The 17,061-nt window shown below is 64.1% G+C and carries 15 protein-coding genes; 5 read left to right on the top strand and 10 right to left on the bottom strand.

From position 1 onward, the window contains the following. The first annotated feature begins 332 nt into the window (after nt 1-332). The gene (locus B9Z01_RS10200; protein ID WP_085482532.1) at nt 333-1,610 is read left to right on the top strand and encodes a sensor domain-containing phosphodiesterase; all 1,278 of its coding nucleotides are present in this window, start codon (nt 333-335) and stop codon (nt 1,608-1,610) included. Nucleotides 1,611-1,644: 34 nt separating this feature from the next. Then, the gene (locus B9Z01_RS10195) at nt 1,645-2,346 is read left to right on the top strand and encodes a copper homeostasis protein CutC (RefSeq protein ID WP_085483475.1); all 702 of its coding nucleotides are present in this window, start codon (nt 1,645-1,647) and stop codon (nt 2,344-2,346) included. 91 nt (nt 2,347-2,437) lie between these two features. On the opposite strand, the gene B9Z01_RS10190 is transcribed toward B9Z01_RS10195, so the two are convergent. The 4 genes from B9Z01_RS10190 to B9Z01_RS10175 all read right to left on the bottom strand — a co-directional run bounded on the left by B9Z01_RS10190 (nt 2,438) and on the right by B9Z01_RS10175 (nt 9,413). Then, nucleotides 2,438-6,025 carry an indolepyruvate ferredoxin oxidoreductase family protein gene (locus tag B9Z01_RS10190; RefSeq protein WP_085482530.1) on the bottom strand — a complete coding sequence of 1,196 codons (3,588 nt, stop codon included), beginning with the start codon at nt 6,023-6,025 and terminating at the stop codon, nt 2,438-2,440. Nucleotides 6,026-6,237: 212 nt separating this feature from the next. Beyond that, on the bottom strand, nt 6,238-7,716 hold the full coding sequence (locus B9Z01_RS10185; RefSeq protein WP_085482528.1) for a Na+/H+ antiporter NhaC family protein: 1,479 nt from the start codon (nt 7,714-7,716) through the stop codon (nt 6,238-6,240). Between the two features lie 13 nt (nt 7,717-7,729). After that, nucleotides 7,730-8,500, bottom strand: a complete 771-nt coding sequence (locus B9Z01_RS10180) for an IclR family transcriptional regulator (protein WP_085482526.1) — start codon at nt 8,498-8,500, stop codon at nt 7,730-7,732. Between the two features lie 16 nt (nt 8,501-8,516). After that, entirely contained in the window at nt 8,517-9,413 is an 897-nt protein-coding gene (locus B9Z01_RS10175; RefSeq protein WP_085482524.1) for an N-formylglutamate amidohydrolase, read from the bottom strand. A gap of 401 nt (nt 9,414-9,814) precedes the next feature. On the opposite strand from B9Z01_RS10175, the gene B9Z01_RS10170 reads away from it, so the two are divergent. Next, nucleotides 9,815-10,921 (top strand): porin, encoded by a 1,107-nt coding sequence (locus B9Z01_RS10170; RefSeq protein WP_085482522.1) that lies wholly within the window; start codon nt 9,815-9,817, stop codon nt 10,919-10,921. A gap of 24 nt (nt 10,922-10,945) precedes the next feature. On the opposite strand, the gene B9Z01_RS10165 is transcribed toward B9Z01_RS10170, so the two are convergent. Beyond that, complete coding sequence (locus B9Z01_RS10165; protein ID WP_085482520.1) at nt 10,946-11,944, bottom strand: ion channel; 999 nt, start codon at nt 11,942-11,944, stop codon at nt 10,946-10,948. A 232-nt stretch (nt 11,945-12,176) separates the two neighbouring features. On the opposite strand from B9Z01_RS10165, the gene B9Z01_RS10160 reads away from it, so the two are divergent. Continuing rightward, the gene (locus B9Z01_RS10160) at nt 12,177-12,542 is read left to right on the top strand and encodes an NlpC/P60 family protein (RefSeq protein WP_085482518.1); all 366 of its coding nucleotides are present in this window, start codon (nt 12,177-12,179) and stop codon (nt 12,540-12,542) included. Nucleotides 12,543-12,553: 11 nt separating this feature from the next. Then, nucleotides 12,554-13,018: a DUF3828 domain-containing protein gene (locus B9Z01_RS10155; protein ID WP_085482516.1), complete on the top strand. Its 465-nt coding sequence runs from the start codon at nt 12,554-12,556 to the stop codon at nt 13,016-13,018. 98 nt (nt 13,019-13,116) lie between these two features. On the opposite strand, the gene B9Z01_RS10150 is transcribed toward B9Z01_RS10155, so the two are convergent. The 5 genes from B9Z01_RS10150 to B9Z01_RS10130 all read right to left on the bottom strand — a co-directional run bounded on the left by B9Z01_RS10150 (nt 13,117) and on the right by B9Z01_RS10130 (nt 17,034). Beyond that, nucleotides 13,117-13,362 carry a hypothetical protein gene (locus tag B9Z01_RS10150; RefSeq protein ID WP_085482514.1) on the bottom strand — a complete coding sequence of 82 codons (246 nt, stop codon included), beginning with the start codon at nt 13,360-13,362 and terminating at the stop codon, nt 13,117-13,119. Nucleotides 13,363-13,446: 84 nt separating this feature from the next. Continuing rightward, nucleotides 13,447-13,677 (bottom strand): hypothetical protein, encoded by a 231-nt coding sequence (locus B9Z01_RS10145; RefSeq protein ID WP_085482512.1) that lies wholly within the window; start codon nt 13,675-13,677, stop codon nt 13,447-13,449. Between the two features lie 164 nt (nt 13,678-13,841). Beyond that, the gene (locus B9Z01_RS10140; RefSeq protein WP_085482510.1) at nt 13,842-14,750 is read right to left on the bottom strand and encodes a carbohydrate kinase family protein; all 909 of its coding nucleotides are present in this window, start codon (nt 14,748-14,750) and stop codon (nt 13,842-13,844) included. Beyond that, nucleotides 14,747-16,051 (bottom strand): AGE family epimerase/isomerase, encoded by a 1,305-nt coding sequence (locus tag B9Z01_RS10135; RefSeq protein ID WP_085482508.1) that lies wholly within the window; start codon nt 16,049-16,051, stop codon nt 14,747-14,749. Before B9Z01_RS10135 ends, B9Z01_RS10140 begins: the two co-directional genes overlap by 4 nt. Further along, nucleotides 16,048-17,034, bottom strand: coding sequence for a LacI family DNA-binding transcriptional regulator (locus tag B9Z01_RS10130; RefSeq protein WP_085482506.1), 987 nt, complete (start codon nt 17,032-17,034; stop codon nt 16,048-16,050). The genes B9Z01_RS10135 and B9Z01_RS10130 overlap by 4 nt, the downstream gene beginning before the upstream one ends. Nucleotides 17,035-17,061 lie beyond the last annotated feature (27 nt).

The raw sequence follows: 17,061 nt of genomic DNA, 5'->3' as shown, positions 1-17,061 counted from the left end.
CGCCTCGCATGCGTCGAGCGCATCGGGGGCTCGCGATGGAAGGGGCACAGCGCATGGGCGCCGCAACGCGCAGGGTGGAGTGTAGCCCGGCCGCGCGCGGGGTCGTCGTGTGGCTCGCATCCGCGCTCGCACCGCTATGGTGCATGCCGCGCCCACGGGCGGCGCGCGGGCCGTGTCGCCGGTGCAATCTTTCGGTCGATTTACAGCGCTATGTGCGCCGGCGTGCGCATGGAGCTTGCTTAACCCGTGGCGATGACGCACATTTTTAGAACCGGCACGGGGTCTGTCTGCTTCCGTGCCCGGACCGGGCCGGCTCCTGGTGAGAGGATTGCATGACGATTGCGCAACAGGACAAGGCGGCGAATGCGCCGCACGGCTTCGAGGTCGAGGTGGCCTCGGGCCTGCAACGCTTTTCGGTGCAGCATGGCGAGCTGACGCTGACGAGCGTATTCCAGCCGATTTTCAGCCTGTCGCACATGCGGGCGGTCGGCTACGAGGGGCTGCTGCGCGCGCACGATGCGCTCGATCGTCCCGTGTCGCCGCTCGACGTGTTCGGCGACGCCGCGCGCGTTGGCGAGGCGCTCCAGGTCGACCGGCTCGCGCAGACGCTGCATCTGGAAAACTTCCGGGTGCTCGGCGCCGAGCGCGAGTGGCTGTTCCTGAACGTGCACCCGGGCGTGCTCACCGATCCGTATCTGGCCGCGACGCTGCTCGCGAGCCTGCAGCGGCTCGATCTGTCGCCGCGGCGCGTGGTGCTCGAAGTGCTCGAGCAGAGCGCCGAGGATCTCGAACGTCTCGCGGAAGCGGTGCGCCAGTTCCGCGAGCGCGGCTTTCTGATCGCGCTCGACGATTTCGGCGCGGGGCATTCGAACATCGAACGGATCTGGCAACTGAATCCCGACATCGTGAAGCTCGACCGCATCATGCTGTCGCACGCCGCGCATCGCGCCGACATGGCGACGATCCTGCCGGGACTCGTGTCGCTGCTGCACGAAGCGGGCAAGCTCGTGCTGGTCGAAGGCGTCGAAACCGAGCACGAGGCGCAGATGGCGCTCGCCTGCAACGCCGACTTCGTGCAGGGCTTTTTCTTCGGCAGGCCGAATCCGGGCCTCGCCGACGCGGCGCACGCGGCGGCGTGCATCGGCGAAGTCACCGAGCGTTATCGCGAGCAGGCCGAAGCGCGCGAGCGCCGCGGCGCGAGCCGTCTCGCGCCGTATCTGCGCGCCTTCGAGCGCGCCGCGGAGCGGCTCGCCGCCGGTGAACCGCTCGACGAAGTGTGCTGGAATTTCCTCGCGCTCGATCACGCCGCGCGCTGCTTTCTGCTCGACGCAAAAGGCCGTCAGGCGGGCCGCAACGTCGTGCTGCGCGCCGACCGCGCGGCGCACGAAACGCGCTTTCTGCCGCTTGCCGATGCGCAGGGTGCGAACTGGTTGCGCCGGCCGTATTTCAGCGCCGCGATCAATGCACCCGAACGCGTGCACGTGACGCGGCCGTATCTGTCGATCAACGAGGCGTTGCCGTGCGTGACGCTCTCGGTGGCGACGCGCGTCGGCAACGAAACCTGCGTGCTGTGCGGCGATATCGACTGGGTGGACGAAGAGCGGTTCTGAGATGATGTCGTTTTCAACGACATCAGGTTCATTCATGTCCGTGCTGCTCGAAGTGATTGCCACGACCGTCGCCGATGCGCGCGCCGCCGCGCAGGCCGGCGCCGGGCGTCTCGAACTCGTGACCGCGATGGGCGAGGGCGGCCTCACGCCGAGCGTCGGCCTGATCGAGGCAGTGGTTGCCGCGGCCGACATTCCCGTGAATGTGATCGTGCGGCCACATAGCCGCTCGTTCGTCTACGACGCCGACGACTATGCCGTGATGCTGCGTGACATTCGCGCGGTGAAGGCGGCGGGAGCGAACGGCATCGTGATCGGCATGCTCGATACCGCTGGCGCGATCGACCGCGAAGGTCTCGCGCGTGCCTGCGATGCCGCCGATGGGCTCGACATCACCTTCCATCGCGCGTTCGACGAAGCGCGCGATCTGCGCGAAGCGCTCGACGTGCTGCTGCGCGTCGACGCGGTGAAAAACGTGCTGACGTCGGGCGGAAAGCCGTCGGTGCTGCAGGCGCCAGCGGTGATTGGCGAACTGGTGCGGCAAGCGTCGGGCTCGCATTGCACGGTGCTCGCCGGTGCCGGTTTGACGATAGACGCGGTGGCGGGCTTCGTGAGCGAGACGCACGTCGAGGCCGTGCATTTCGGCTCGGGCGTGCGCGTGGACGGTAACGGGCTGGCACCGGTCGATCCCGCGAAAGTCGCGCGGGTGAGGGCGCTGCTCGATGCAACGTCTGCGTAGCTGAGGCGCTGCGCAAAAAAAGCCGCTTCGGGGTGAATGAATCCGAAGCGGCTTTGTTGTTGGCGCGTCAATCGAGCAGACGTGTTCTGCGCTACTTCGTGACCACCACCGGAATCCCGCGCAACTGCCCGGCGCCCTTCATCTCTTCGAGCGACTTCTTCACCGCGGCACCGGTCGCCGCATCGATTCCGAGGCGTGCGGCGATATCACGCTCGCCACGCTTCACTCCCGCGAGGTTCGCGAGCTTCACATGACCATAACCGCGTACGCGAGCATGCAGATCGGCGAGCTTCGCAACGTCGTCGAGATTGCTCGCGTCGAGCTTCGCGAGCGCGTGCTGCAGCGTGGTTTCGTAATCGCTCGCGAGTTCGCGCTCCATTCTGCGCTCGAGCGTGCGGCTGAACGGATCGAGCGGCGTGCCGCGCAGGCCGCGCCATTTCGCGAGCGTGCCCAGCACGGGCCACATCCATTGACCGAAGGTTTTCTTGCGCGGCACGACGCCGGGTTGCGCGCGCGAGAGCGTCGGCGGCGCGAGGTTGAAGCTGATGCTGAAGTCCTTGCCGGCCACGCCCTCGAACTGCGCTTCGAGCGCTTCGCGGAACGCGGCATCCGTATGCAGACGCGCCACTTCGTATTCGTCCTTCACCGCAAGCAGTCGATAGAACGTCGTCGCGACCGCGCGCGTGACGCGCTCGCCCGTTGCGTCGACGGCTGTTTCGGCACGGCGCGCCGCCTCGACGAGCGTGCGATAGCGCTTCACATACGCCGGGCCGCCGTACGCGAGCAGACGCCCTTCGCGATGCGCGATCAGTTCATCGAGCGTATCGACGCGCACGCTCGGCTTCGCCACGTGACGCGCCTGCCACAGCGATTCGAGCCCAGCCGGATCGGCCGCGGCCATACGCCCGATCGAGAACGCGAGCTGGTTCATCTGAACGGCGACGTTGTTCAACTCGATCGCGCGCATCATCGCCGCGAACGACACGGGCACGAGACCGAGTTGCCACGCGAAACCGAGCATCAGGATATTCGCGCCGATCGTGTCACCGAGAAAACGCGTGGCGAGCGCCTGCGCGTCGCAGGTCGACATGCGCTCTGCGCCAGCCGCGTGGCGCATCTTGTCGATGAGCGCGTCGGCGTGCAGCGTCGCGTCCGGGTTCTGCACGAAGCTCGCGTTCGGAATCGCATGCGTGTTGACGACGATGCGCGTGCGCCCATGCCGCACCGTTTGCAGCGCATCGGCGCTCGCGCCGACGACCATGTCGCAGGCGAGCAGCACGTCGGCCTGCTGCGTGTCGATGCGCACCTGGTTGAGCCATTCATCGCGCGCGGCGAAGCGCACGAACGACAGCACGGAGCCGCCCTTCTGCGCGAAGCCCATGAAGTCGAGCACCGATGCGCTCTTGCCTTCGAGATGCGCGGCCATGCTGATGAGCGCGCCGACCGTCACGACGCCCGTGCCGCCCACGCCCGTGACGAGGATGTCGTACGGCGCGGCATCGAGTTGCGTCGCGGGAATGGGCAACGCTTCGACGCTTGCGGTGAGCGCTTGCGGATCGAACGCGGCGCCCGCGGCTTTTTTCAGCTTGCCGCCCGCCACCGTGACGAAGCTCGGGCAGAAGCCGTTGACGCACGAATAGTCCTTGTTGCACGACGATTGATCGATGCGGCGCTTGCGCCCCAACGCGGTTTCGACCGGCTCCACCGAGAGGCAATTCGATTGCACGCCGCAATCGCCGCAGCCTTCGCAGACTTCCTCGTTGATGAAAAGGCGCTTGTCCGGATCGGGGAATTCGCCTTTCTTGCGGCGCCGACGTTTTTCGGCCGCGCAGGTCTGGTCGTAGATCAGCACGGTCACGCCGTCGGTGTCGCGCAACTCGCGCTGCACCGCGTCCATTTCGCTGCGATGGTGAAACGTCGTGCCCTGCGGAAAGAGACCGTGATGGCCGTCGTATTTCTCGGGCTCGTCGCTGACCACGACGAAGCGCGACACGCCCTCGGCTTCCACCTGGCGCGCGATCTGCGGCACCGAGATGCTGCCGTCGACCGGTTGGCCGCCCGTCATCGCAACCGCATCGTTATAGAGGATCTTGTACGTGATCGTCGCTTTCGCGGCGACCGCCTGACGGATCGCGAGAATGCCGGAGTGGAAGTAGGTGCCGTCGCCGAGATTCTGGAACACGTGGCGCGTTTTCGTGAACATCGAATGCGAAGCCCAGTCGACGCCTTCGCCGCCCATCTGAATGAGCCCGGTCGTGTCGCGCTCCATCCACGAAGCCATGAAGTGACAGCCGATACCCGCCTGCGCGATCGAGCCGTCCGGCACTTTCGTCGACGTGTTGTGCGGGCAGCCCGAGCAGAAGTAGGGCGTGCGCTTGACGGTGTCCGCCGCGTTCGAGAGGATTTGCGGCGCGACGAGATCGACCACGCGTTCGCGGCGATCGAGCGCGGGCTTGTGGCGCGCGAGCCAGTTCGCGAACACGGGCAGGATGCGCGACGGCCGCAACTCGCCGAGCGAGGACAGCAGCAACGTACCGTCCTCGGCGTTCTTGCCGATCACGACCGGCCGCGTGCCCTGCGTGCGGTTGTACAGATAGTCCTTGATCTGCTGCTCGATGACAGGCCCTTTCTCCTCGATCACGAGCACTTCGGAGAGGCCCGAGACGAACGCGTCGATGCGCGTCATTTCGAGCGGAAACGACAGGCCGACCTTGTAGATGCGCACGCCTGCGGCGTCGAGATCGGCGACGGTCAGATCGAGCCGGCGCAGCGCTTCCATCAAGTCCAGATGCGCTTTGCCGCAGGTGACGATGCCGACGTTCGCGTGCGGGCTCGGCGCGATCCATTTGTCGATGCTGTTCGTGCGCGCGAAGTGGCGCACCGCGTCGAGCTTCGCATGCAGACGCGCTTCGATCGTGAGGCTCGGCAAGTCGGGCCAGCGGTTGTGCAGGCCGTCAGCCGGCGCGGTGAAATCCTCAGGGGTGATCCATTGCGTTTGCAGGGCGTCGAGATCGACAGTCGAGCCCGACTCGACCGTCTCCGAGATCGCCTTGTAGCCGACCCACGCGCCCGAGAAGCGCGAGAGAGCCCAGCCGTACAGGCCGAACTCGAGCATGTCCGCGATATTCGACGGATTCACGACCGGCATGTGCCACGCGATCATCGCGAAGTCGCTCTGATGCGGCATCGACGACGACACACAGCCGTGATCGTCGCCCGCGACCACGAGCACGCCGCCATGCTGCGACGAGCCGTACGCGTTGCCGTGCTTGAGCGCGTCGCCCGCGCGGTCGACGCCCGGGCCCTTGCCGTACCACATCGCGAACACGCCCTCGACGGTGCGCTCCGGGTCCGCTTCGACGCGCTGCGTGCCGAGCACGGCGGTGCCGCCGAGTTCTTCGTTGATCGCGGGCAGGAAGCGGATGTCGCTCGCGTCGAGCAGCTTGTTCGCCTTCCACAGTTGCTGGTCGACCATGCCGAGCGGCGAGCCGCGATAGCCGCTGATGAAGCCGGCGGTGTTCAGGCCGCGGTCTTTGTCGAGCGCGCGCTGCATGAGCGCGAGGCGCACGAGCGCCTGTGTGCCGGTCAGAAAGATCCGGCCGCGCGTCGCGGTGAGGTTGTCGGATAGCCGGTAATCGGCGAGAGCAGGCGTGCCGTCGATGGGCAGGCGGGCGGTCATGGGCGAGTCTCCGTTATCTTGCATCCGCGTGCGGTGGTGGGGACCCCACAGGTGAGGCAGCGGAAGAGACTCTATTTTTTAGCGGCGGTCTGAGTGAATTTTTTCTTCTTTAATCGGCCCCTCGCGAATGGGCGCGAAGAGCCGCGTGTTTTGACGCTGTTTTGAGCCGGATTTGCCGCGCGGCGGCCTGGTTCGGGTATGCCCTGGGTGCTTCAGTATCCCGTCCACACCGCGAGCGCCAGCACGCCGCCGGAGAGCAGAAGCAGCACGACGAAGAGGGGCAGGATGAATCTGATCCACTGGCCGAAGCCGACCCGCGCGGTGGCGAGGTAGGCGAGCAGCATCCCCGAGGTGGGCGTCACCATATTGGTCAAGCCGCCGCCCAGCACGAAAGCCAGCACCGAGGTTTGTCCGCTCACGCCGGAGAGCTGTGCGATCGGTCCGATGATCGGCATGCTGACCGCGGCCTTGCCGGACACCGATGGAATGAACACGTCGAGCACCATCTGGACGGCCATCAGTGCATTCGCGACCCAGACGGCAGACTGGCCGCGCGCGAGGCGCGTGAAGTGCTCGATCAGCGTGTCGAGCACGAGGCTGTCCTGCAGGATCAGTTCGACCGACGCGGCGAGTCCGATCAGCAGGCCCGCGAGCATCATGCCCTTCATGCCGTCGACGAAGGCATCGGCCGCGCTGCGCGAGTCGAGCCCGCCGACCGCCGCCGTCACGATGCCGATGAATATGTAGAACGCCGATAGCTCCACATTGCCCCAATGCAGTTCACGCGTGCCGGTCACCAGCGCCGCGGCCGCCGCCGCCAGCACGACCAGCGTTGCCTTGTGGCGGCGCGAAAGGGTTGCGCGAGGATGTTCATCGAGACTCGCGCGCGCGCTCGCCAGCCGGTAGCCGCTCCTACGCGCGTGAGCCAGCAGATACAGAATGCCGAGCGTCAGGAACGTGACGAACACGCCGATACGCATCGCGATGCCGCTAAAGAGCGGCACGCCGACAATCGGCTGCGCGACCGCGAGCGACAGCGGGTTGGTCACTGATGCGATATAGCCCACTTTCGCCGCAATCGCGACGAGGCCGACCGCGAACAGGTTCGACAGACCGAGCCGCCGCGCGAGCACCATCACCATCGGAATGATCACGAGGTATTCGGAAATGAAGCCTAGCAGCGTGCTGCCGAGGCCGATCAGCAGCATCAGCAGCGGCGCGAGCACATAGATGTTGCCTGCGGTGAGTTGCAGCAGCCGGTCGATGCCCGCATCCACCACGCCTGTTTTGCGCATCACGCCGAACATGCCGCCCACGAACATCACCATGAAAATCAGCGGTGCGTTCTTGATGAGCCCATTGGGCACCGCGACGAACGCGGAGACCAGACTGGCCGGCATCGCCTGTTCGGGCGTGCTTTTGCTGACGCTCGGCGCGACCAGCGTGGCGAGGCGCGCACTCTTCGGCACGACCTGGTACGTACCCGGTACCACGAGCTTGTCGTGACGCTCGAAGTGGCCGGCGTCGATCAGATACGTCATCGCCACCGCGGCGAGCACGACCCAGATCATCATCACGACGGGATGCAGCATCTTGCCGTGGGGCTTGTGCTCATGGCTGCCGTTGCCGGACTGGCTGCGTGGATGATCGTCGCCGGTGGCGGGCGTCGCGGATGGAGCGAGTGGGGTCATGTGCAAGTTCCTGTCACGCCGGTTGCGGCTTCAACTGGGGCGCGGTGTAGCCGAGCTCGGCGGAAATCTCGCGGCTGCATGCTTGCAGACGTTCGAGGTAATCGGGAATTTCGATCCGGCTGATGCGCATTTCCGGCCCCGACACGCTGACCGCGGCGACGGTGTCGCCACTCACATCGCGCACCGGCACCGAGATCGCAACCGCACCCGCGGTGACTTCGCCGACACTGACCGCGTAGCCTTTGCGCGTGATCGCATCGAGTTCGTCGACCAGCTTCATCAGGTCGGGCGGCTGCGGCAATTTCTTCAGACGTCCCAGGTATTCGGTCCTGACCGCATCCGGCGCGAACGCGAGCAGGATCTTGCCGGACGCGCCGCTATTGAGCGGCCGGCGGTTGCCGACCGCGCCGATGGTGCGCATCTCGTGCGTGCTCTCGCAACGCGCGACGCACACTGTCTCCAGACCTTCGCGCACCCGCAGCACGACGTTTTCGTTGATCGCCTGATTGAGCGCAAGCATGTGCTTTTGCGCCGAGCGCACCAGCGTGTTCTGCTGCGCCGCCGCGACGCCGATCACGAATGCCTGCGGACCCAACGCGTATGTCGACGCGCGCGTGTCCAGCACGACGAAGCGATGCAGTTCGAGCGTGCACAGCATCCGGTACGCACGCGACTTGTTGATGCCGAGCCGATTGGCGAGTTCGGTGACGCCCAGGCCCGGATGTTCGGCGACGTGGCTCAGCAGTTTGAGCGCGCTGTCGACGGAATCGACGATGTAGTTCACGGCTGTTCCTTCATCTTCATTGTGCCGGACGAAGCACGGCGAGTTGCGCGCGCACGTAACCGGCGAGCGTGGCGGCAAAGGCGTCGAGATCGCGTTTGAGCGTGGCAAAGCCGGCATGTTTGGCGAACGCGGCTTCGTCCATGTAAAGCGCGCGATTCAGTTCGATCTGGATGCTGTGGCGGTGCCGCGCCGGATCGCTGACGGCCGTCAGCAGGTCGCCGCCCTGATAAGGCTCGTTCACCTGCACGCGATAGCCCGCGCCGCTGAAGTAGTCGGCCACCCATTGCGTGAAGGCCGCAGCGGCGGTCGTGCCGTGGCGGTCGCTGATGACGAAGTCGGGCCGAGCTTCGCCCGCGTCGACGTTCATCTCGTTGCCGCGTGATTTCATCGAATGACAGTCGACGTGCCACAGCGCGCCGTGTTCCGCGTAAGCGTGTTCCGCCGCGGCACTGAGCGCCGCGCGATAGGGACGGTAGTACGCATCGATCCGGTGCCGCACTTCGGCGACGGACAGCTTGCGGTCGTACATCGGCAGGTTCGGCAGCGCATCTCGCCGGATCAGGCCCATGCCGCGCAGCGTGTATTTCTCGGGCGACAGCGGTTCGGGCCATGGCTCGGCGAGCAATTGCGCGTCGATATCGGTGACGGCGCGATTCGGGTCGATGTAGGCGCGCGGAAAATGCGCGCCGATCAGCACGCCTCCGTGCTCGGGCACGCCGGCCCACAGTTCGTCGACGAATGCGTCCCACGAGGTGCGAATGGCGGAGGCCGGCGCACAGGTGCCGAAGTCGGCCGGCAGCGTGAAGCCGCTGTGCGGCGAATCGAACAGGATCGGCAGCCGGACCGTGGCGGGTTCGGTAACGAAGAACGGTGCGTTTGAAAGCGCAGCGGAAGTGTTGCTATTGAGCGTCAAAACAGAATTCCTTTCGGGTGGCCGGCGTGTTCTGAAGGTCGCCGCGACCGGGTGAGTGTCTCGTGTGTTTTATTAAATAAAACAGCATATCAATATTTAACGACGATCCTTATTGTTGGTCAAGGTGTCCGCCGAAAGCCTTGCTATCCGGGAGGCGATTCGCGAAGCCTTATGTAGCAAGCCTTTTCGTCGTATTGACTACTAAAACTCCCAGTGCCTCGCGATATCGTCAATGCGGGCAAACCAGTGCTTTTTCTGTGCCTTGACCACGATTTTTTGCTTTTCGAATAATAAACAATACTTTGTTTTATTCAATAAAACAAAGTGGCCGAATATATCCGACCTCTGCCGAGCGTTTTCGGCATACAGGTTTAAACACTCACAACAAGGGAAAAACGCGGATGAACAGCAAAGGTTTGGCAAGAGCGCTGGCGGGCGCGGGGATCGGCGCAGCGTTGTGCGGCAACGCCGTGGCGCAGTCGAGTGTGACGTTGTACGGCATCGTCGATTCCGGCATCACCTACACCAGCAACCAGAAGGGCAGTTCTACCTGGCAGGCGACCGGCGGCAACGAGCAGGGCACGCGCTGGGGCATGACAGGCGTCGAGGATCTCGGCGGCGGCACGACGGCCATCTTCAAGCTCGAGAACGGCTTCAACATCGAGACCGGCACGGCGAGCGCGAACGGCCGCATATTCGGCCGTCAGGCCTGGGTCGGTTTGTCGAACCAGCGCTGGGGGACCTTTACGATGGGCCGCCAGTACAATGCCGCGCAGGATTCGCTCGCGCCGTTGCAGATCGGCGCAAGCACCTCGTTGACGCAGTTCGCGCTGCATCCGTTCGATACCGACGATCTGAACAACACGTTCCGCACCGACAACTCGGTGAAATACGTGACGCCGAGCTTCGCCGGCTTGCAAGGCAATGCAATGTACGGCTTTTCCAATTCGACCAATTTCGCGGAGAACCGCAGCTGGAGCGTTGGCGGCACGTATGCGCAGGGTCCGGTGCGTCTCGGCGTGGCGTACGTGGTGCTTGACAATCCGGCACTCGATACGACCGGCGCGATTCCTTCGGACAACTACTTCACCTTCCTGAAGGGCATCACGAAGCAGCAGATCTGGGGGGCGGCGGGCACTTACGACTTCGGCAACGCCACTTTCGGCTTGCTGTACACGACCTCGCTATTCAATCTGCAGACGGGGGCCTCGCAACGCTTCAATAACTACGAAGGCAGCTTCCGCTATCGCTTCACGCCGGCGGTGGCGTTCGCAATCGGCGAGACGTACACGCAGGTTTTGACGACGCAGAGCACCGAGCCGAGCATGCACTATCTGCAAACCAGCGCGGGCGTGCAGTATTTTCTGTCGAAGAGCACCGATCTGTATGTGAATGCGATTTATCAGCGCTCGTCGTCGAATACGGTGGCGGCCATCGAGGGCGTCAGCAATCCGTCGAGTTCGCGCACGCAGGTGGTGGGCGTGGTTGGGATTCGCCACAAGTTCTGAACGCGTGCGGTGCGGCCACGAGGCTTACGGTGCCGCCCTCGTGACGGCGGCGTCCGCTTGAAGCGGCGCCGCGTCGAGCGGCACGATCTCGTCGAAGTGCGAATAGTCGATGTGGCTCACGCCGTCGCGCTCGCTCATGATGTCGACGAAACGGTACTGCCAGAAGATCTGATCGCAGGTCCACATATGACGCGCCTGCATCGTTTGCGAGGTCGATTCGTCGACACCTTCGAGCGTGAGCAGCAGCGACATGTCACTGCCTCTGAGCGTTTCGGCGCTTTCGCCGAGCAGCGGACTGCTTTCGTCGATGACGTGCATGAGCGTCCAGCCGAGCTTGAACACCGGATGCTGGTCGCGTACGAGCGTGAGGTCGTAGAGCTTGCGCAGCGTGTAGCCTTCGGCGGACGTTTCCCGGCGCAGGATGCGCAGCCGCGCGCGTGCTTCGGCGATCACGTTCTGACGCGCGTTGGCCGAGCGCACCATCAACGTCATGCGGCCGTCGATCGGCCGGACCACCGCGTAACGCGCGAACATGATCTTCGCGTGCGGCCGCGAAAAGCGCGCGAAGATCAGCCCCGTCGCCAATGCGATGCCCGACATGCCGACGAAGATTTCGAGCGTCGCGATCCAGTGCGCGTAGACGGTTTGCGGATGCATGTCGCCGTAGCCGACCGTCGCGAGCGTTTCGACGCTGAAGAAGAACGCGCCGCCGAAGCCCTTCGGGAACTGGTTGGCGATCGGCGCGTGGCCGAGCATGTAGAGCGTGGCGAACACCGTGTTGAGCAGCAGGAACAGCACCGCGAGCGACACGAAAAACACCGGCCAGCGCACCACCAGCGCGCGGTGATAGAGGTCCTGCCACAGCGGTGTCGGCATGCCGTGCGCGATCACCACGCGATCGTCCAGACGCATTTCTCGGCTGCCGCGCGCGCGACGCTTCGGCTCACTTGCAGCCGCACCCGCGTCAGCACCAGCGCTGGCGTCGCCGAGGTCGGGGAAACGGTCTGACGATTCGCTTGCCATCACGCGCTCGCGGGGATGAAAACGAGCACAGCGTAGCATGGCGCGTCGTTCGCGCAGAGGGGTGGGACACCGTGATTTTCCATCCCGTAAAGAACCCACTGTGAAGTGGATTGTTATTTATTAAGAAATTGTCTCAAATTAAATTATTTTTAGATGAATTTAAACATTGTTAATTGAATGCTTGACTCTGTTGTGCCGTGTTAGGGTCAAATTTTGACCTGAGGAATGTTATATGCCGTGGGATAAAAACGCCGCTGTAAATTATCTGCAATTGCATGCCAGGCCGATGAGCCACGGAGATTGCGCCCGGTACGTGCGAGAAGCAGTTGAACGAGGCGGAATTATGTTGACCCGCACACGCTCCGCGAAAGACTATGGCACTTCGCTGACTCACGCCGGATTTCGAACGATATCAACCACTCACCCGCAAAAGGGTGATGTAATCGTAATCGAAGGCATACATTTGCATCCGCACGGACATATGGCAATGTACGACGGGCAATACTGGATTTCCGATTTCAAACAGTGGCACGGCTTCTATCCCGGACCGGATTATCGATCTGCGCGACCAAATTTTAAAGTCTATCGTCACGACTGAGGTTTGCATACATGAAAAAATATCTGGCGTTTTTTGCTGTCATGCTGTTGCTGATTTTTAACGGCTTCTCATATGCAGGAAACGCGACGCATGCGAAACAGACAACCCCCGAGGCAAGCGTAAGAGATTTTTACACATGGTTTATTCCACGTCTGGCCGCAGATCACGATTATCCCGTCATGGACAAGGAGATATACATACACGTTGCAAAGAAAACCGTCGATTTTTTGCGAAAGCAATATAAAGCCAATAAATTAGCTGAAGATGCGGAATACTTCACGAAAGTGCAAGACTTCGACGAGAAAGATTGGGAAGCGCATATCGCTGTGCATCCAGTCATCATGCTCGAAAACGTGGCGCTCGTGCCCGTTACGTTCGGCTCGAAAGACAAGCAGACCAATATCGTATTTTTGCGTCAGGAAGATGGCGTCTGGAAAATCACGAAGGTCGTGGATACGTTCGATTATCCGGAATAGCTTGCGTGTTGTCTTGCTTTGCAGCGCGCAGCGCTAAATCGCGCCGCGCTGCGTCGCACCGAATCTCACTGCGCCCCAAAAAGCGCGTCATCAGCCTCTCACGGAAACACCCGCGGCTTCGGAATACCCGCGCCGTGCTCGATATCGTCGACGGCTTGCAGGTGCGCGTGTTCCACCGCTTCGGCCTCGCCGGCATAGCCCGCGTCGCCGCCGACGGTGGTCCACGTCTTGACGGCCTTCTCGCGGTGACGGATTTCGTACTCCGCATCCCAGCGTGCGCCGTCGAGTTCGAGCGGGCGGACATGTATCGAATACACACCGTAGAGGAAGAGCTGTTCAGCCATGATCGCCTCCAGCCGGCCGGCTTCGGCAGCGGCGCGCGCGCTGCCCGGGTTTGGCGAAACGCGGCGCGCTGCCCGAAGTTCGGCCTACAGTTCGATTTCCCCGAGGATACGATGAGCGAGCGCCTTGGCTTCTTCGAGCGCTTCTTCCGGCGTCGACGAAGTGGATTCGACTTCGTAGACCGTGGTTTCCTGATCGGCGCTGGCTTCGCCTTCGTCGCGCGCGAGTGTGACGAGACCCTGCCAGGCGTCTTGCGCGACTTCTCTTATCGACGCAGTGGCCGTGTAGATCCCTTTGGTGTAGGTGATGTCTTCCATGGCCTCGCTCCTTTTTGCAAAGGTTTCGATATTTCATCGTAGCACGGCGCTGGCGGTTCGGCTTCGGACCAACGCGGCGCCAAGGGCGGCGCTTCGTGTGCGCGATGTCCTCGACATCCGCGACACTACGTGCCCCCCAAGGCAGGAAAATTACAGCAGGCTCATTACAGCAACGCGACGACCTCGTCGAGCGCGGGCGCGTGCGCGCCGGCATGCCGGCAGGCCGCCGCGCCGGCCGCGAGCGCAAACGCGAGATGCTCGGGCCACGCGCGTTGCGGCGCGCTCATGAGGCTGAACAGCAGCCCGCCGATCGACGCGTCGCCCGCGCCGACCGTGTCGACCACCTCGACGCGCGGCGGCTTCGCTTCGATCACCGTCGCGCCGTCGAACAGCATCGCCGACTCGGGGCCGCGCGTCACGAGCACGGTGGCAGCCGGATTCATCGCGCGCAGTTGGGCGAGCGCGGCGGCTTCGTCGCTGGTCTTGAAGATGAGGCGCAGGTCTTCGTCCGACACCTTGATGAGATCCGCGAGCGCGGCCATCTTGCGCAGCGTCGGCTCGTAGCCGCGCTCCATCAGATTGCGATAGTTCGGATCGAAGCTGATCTTCACGCCGTGCGCGCGCAGTCGCGCGGCGAGCGCCGCGAGCGTGTCGCCGAGCGGCTGGCGCACGAGGCTGATGCAGCCGAAGTGCGCCCACTTCACCTCGTCCATCCAGCCCGCCGGCAGATGCGCCGGATCGAACGCGAGATCGGCGCCGTTCTCACCCATGAAGAAGTACGCGGGCGGATGCGTCTGATGCACGATCGCGAGCAGCGGCGGGCGCTCGACGCGCTGCATGAAGCGCATGTCGAGACCCGCCGCGACGCTCGCGTTCCACAGTTCGTCGGAGAAATTGTCGACGCCGAGCGAGCCCGCGCATGCGGTCGGCAGGCCGAGCCGCGCGACGCAGCGCGCCACGTTCCAGCCCGCGCCGCCCGGACGCGACAGCCAATGCGATGCGCCGGTGCGTACGAGATCGGTGAGGATGTCGCCGGCGGAAACGAAAACGGGTAAGCCTGTGGTCGCGTTCATCGTGCTTTCTCCGCGGAGTCTGCCGTGGCGGCGGATGCGGCTGATGCAGCCGCGACGCCGTTGCCGGGCGCATGAGCGAGCACTTCGTAGCATGCGCCCATCGTGTGATAGTCGGTCTTGCCGGCCGGGCTTTTTTCGTCGCTGTACTTGCGGTTGTCGCAGGTGAGGATGCGATACCACGCGCCGTACTTGTGATCGACGAAGTGCGCCCAGCTATAGCGCCAGATCTCGTCGTACCAGTCCCAGAAGCGCTCGTTGCCGGTGCGCTGGCCGAGCAGCGCGGCGGCCGCGAACGTTTCGGCCTGCACCCAGAAGTACTTGTCGTGGTCGCACACGGTGCCGTCCGGGCCGAAGCCGTAGTAGAGGCCGCCGTGGTCTTCGTCCCATGCGTGCGTCATCGCGGCGTCGAACAGTTCGATCGCGCGCGGCAGCAGCCACGGCAGCGGACGGAAGCGCTCGAGAATCAGTAGCAGCTTCGCCCATTCGGTCTGATGGCCGGGCTGAAAACCCCACGGACGGAAGATGTTCGAGCTGTCTTCCTCGTTGTAATGCCAGTCGACCGACCAGTCCGCGTGAAAGTGCTCCCACACGAGCCCTTGCGAGAGCTTCGCCTGGCGCAGTGTGATGTTCGAGGCCACGCGTTCGGCGCGATCGAGGTAGACCAGATGACCGGTCGCCTCGTGCGCGGCGAGCAGCGCCTCGGTGGTGTGCATGTTCGCATTCTGGCCGCGATAGGAACTCACGCGCCATTCCGGTGAGGCTTCGTCGGCGTAGAGGCCGGCGGCGGCGTCCCAGAAGCGGTGTTCCATCAGATCGAAGGTCGCGCCGATCATCGGTTTCGCTTCCTCGATGCCGGCCATCGCCGCATGCGAATACGCGAGCAGCACGAACGCGAGGCCGTAGCAGTGGCGCGTCGCGTCGAGCGTGCGCTTCTTGCCGTCGCGCCATTCGAGTTCCCAGTCGTAGCCCTCGTGCTGCGCGTCCCAATGCGCGTCGTGCAGAAAGCGCAGACCGTGGCGCGCGTATTCGAGGTGCTTCGGGTCGCCGAACTGGCGATACGCCATCGCGTAGTTGAATACGTAGCGGCAACTGCTCACGAGGTGGCGCGTGGTGCGGTCGTAGATCGAGCCGTCGTCGCGGAAGAAATGGAAGAAGCCGCCGCTCGGATCGAGCACGTTCGGCGCGTAAAAGCGCAACGTGTCCTGCACATGCGCGAGCAGGAACTCGCGGCTGCGGAAACTTTCGACGGGCGGCGCCTTCGCGGCGTCGCCGGTGGGGTGAAGCGGATCGGTTTGCATCATGGCGTTTTCACCAAAGTACTGGCACGGGCAACGAGTTGAACGGGCAAGCGGACTTCGAGTTCGGCGGGTGAGTCTTCGAGCAGCAACTCGACGCCGCGCCGTCCGAGCGCTTCCTTGTCGACCGCGATGGTCGAGAGCGGCGGTGTGGCGTGGGCGGCGGCGGGAATGTCGTCGAAACCGATGATCGCGATGTCCTCGGGCACGCGCAAGCCGCGCGCGAGACATACGCGCAGCGCGGCGAGCGCGGCGGCGTCGTTGTAGGCGAACACGGCGTCGGGGCGCGGGCCCGGCGCGTCGAGCAGGCGCTCGATGGCGCGTGCGGCGCCGGTGTCCGGATCGAGGCCGGCGTCGATGTTCACTTCGAGCGACGGGTCGAACAGCAGCCCCGCTTCGAAGAACGCGCGCCGGTAGCCGAGCGCGCGCTCGGCGATGCTGAAATGCGCGAGCGAGCCGCCGATGAACGCGACACGCCTGCGTTGCTGTTCGAACAGATGACGCATCGCGAGCGCGGCGCCGGCGGCGTTGTCGAGATTCACCGAGCGCAGGCCGGGCGACCACAGATCGATCAGCACGAGCGGACGCCGCATCGAGACGAGCGTGGCGAGCGTTTCGGGCTCGACGAAGCCGGCGATCGCGACGGCGTCGGGCGCGTGCAGGCGCATCTGATGAATCACGTCTTCGGTCGGGCCGGCGGTCAGCACGGACGGCACGATGCCGCGCTCGCGGCACGCGTATTCGACGCCATGCAGCACGTGCGAGAAAAACGGGCTCGCGGCGAAATTGTTGTGCTGTCGATGCAGCAGGAAGGTCAGGCGGCGGATGCGCGGGCGCAGTTGCGCGGAATCGTAGCCGAGCTGCCGTGCGGCCTCGACGACGCGCTCGCGCGTGGCCTCCGAGAGACCGGGCTGATTCTTCAGCGCGCGCGAGACGGTGCCGATCGAAACGCTGGCCGCGCGGGCGACGTCGCGGATGGTTGTGGTCATCGGATGAGACGGCCGCGCAAACGCGGC

It is taken from the genome of Paraburkholderia susongensis, assembly GCF_900177725.1.
GTDB classification, from domain to species: domain Bacteria; phylum Pseudomonadota; class Gammaproteobacteria; order Burkholderiales; family Burkholderiaceae; genus Paraburkholderia; species Paraburkholderia susongensis.
This window is presented reverse-complemented; position numbering and strand designations above follow the sequence as displayed.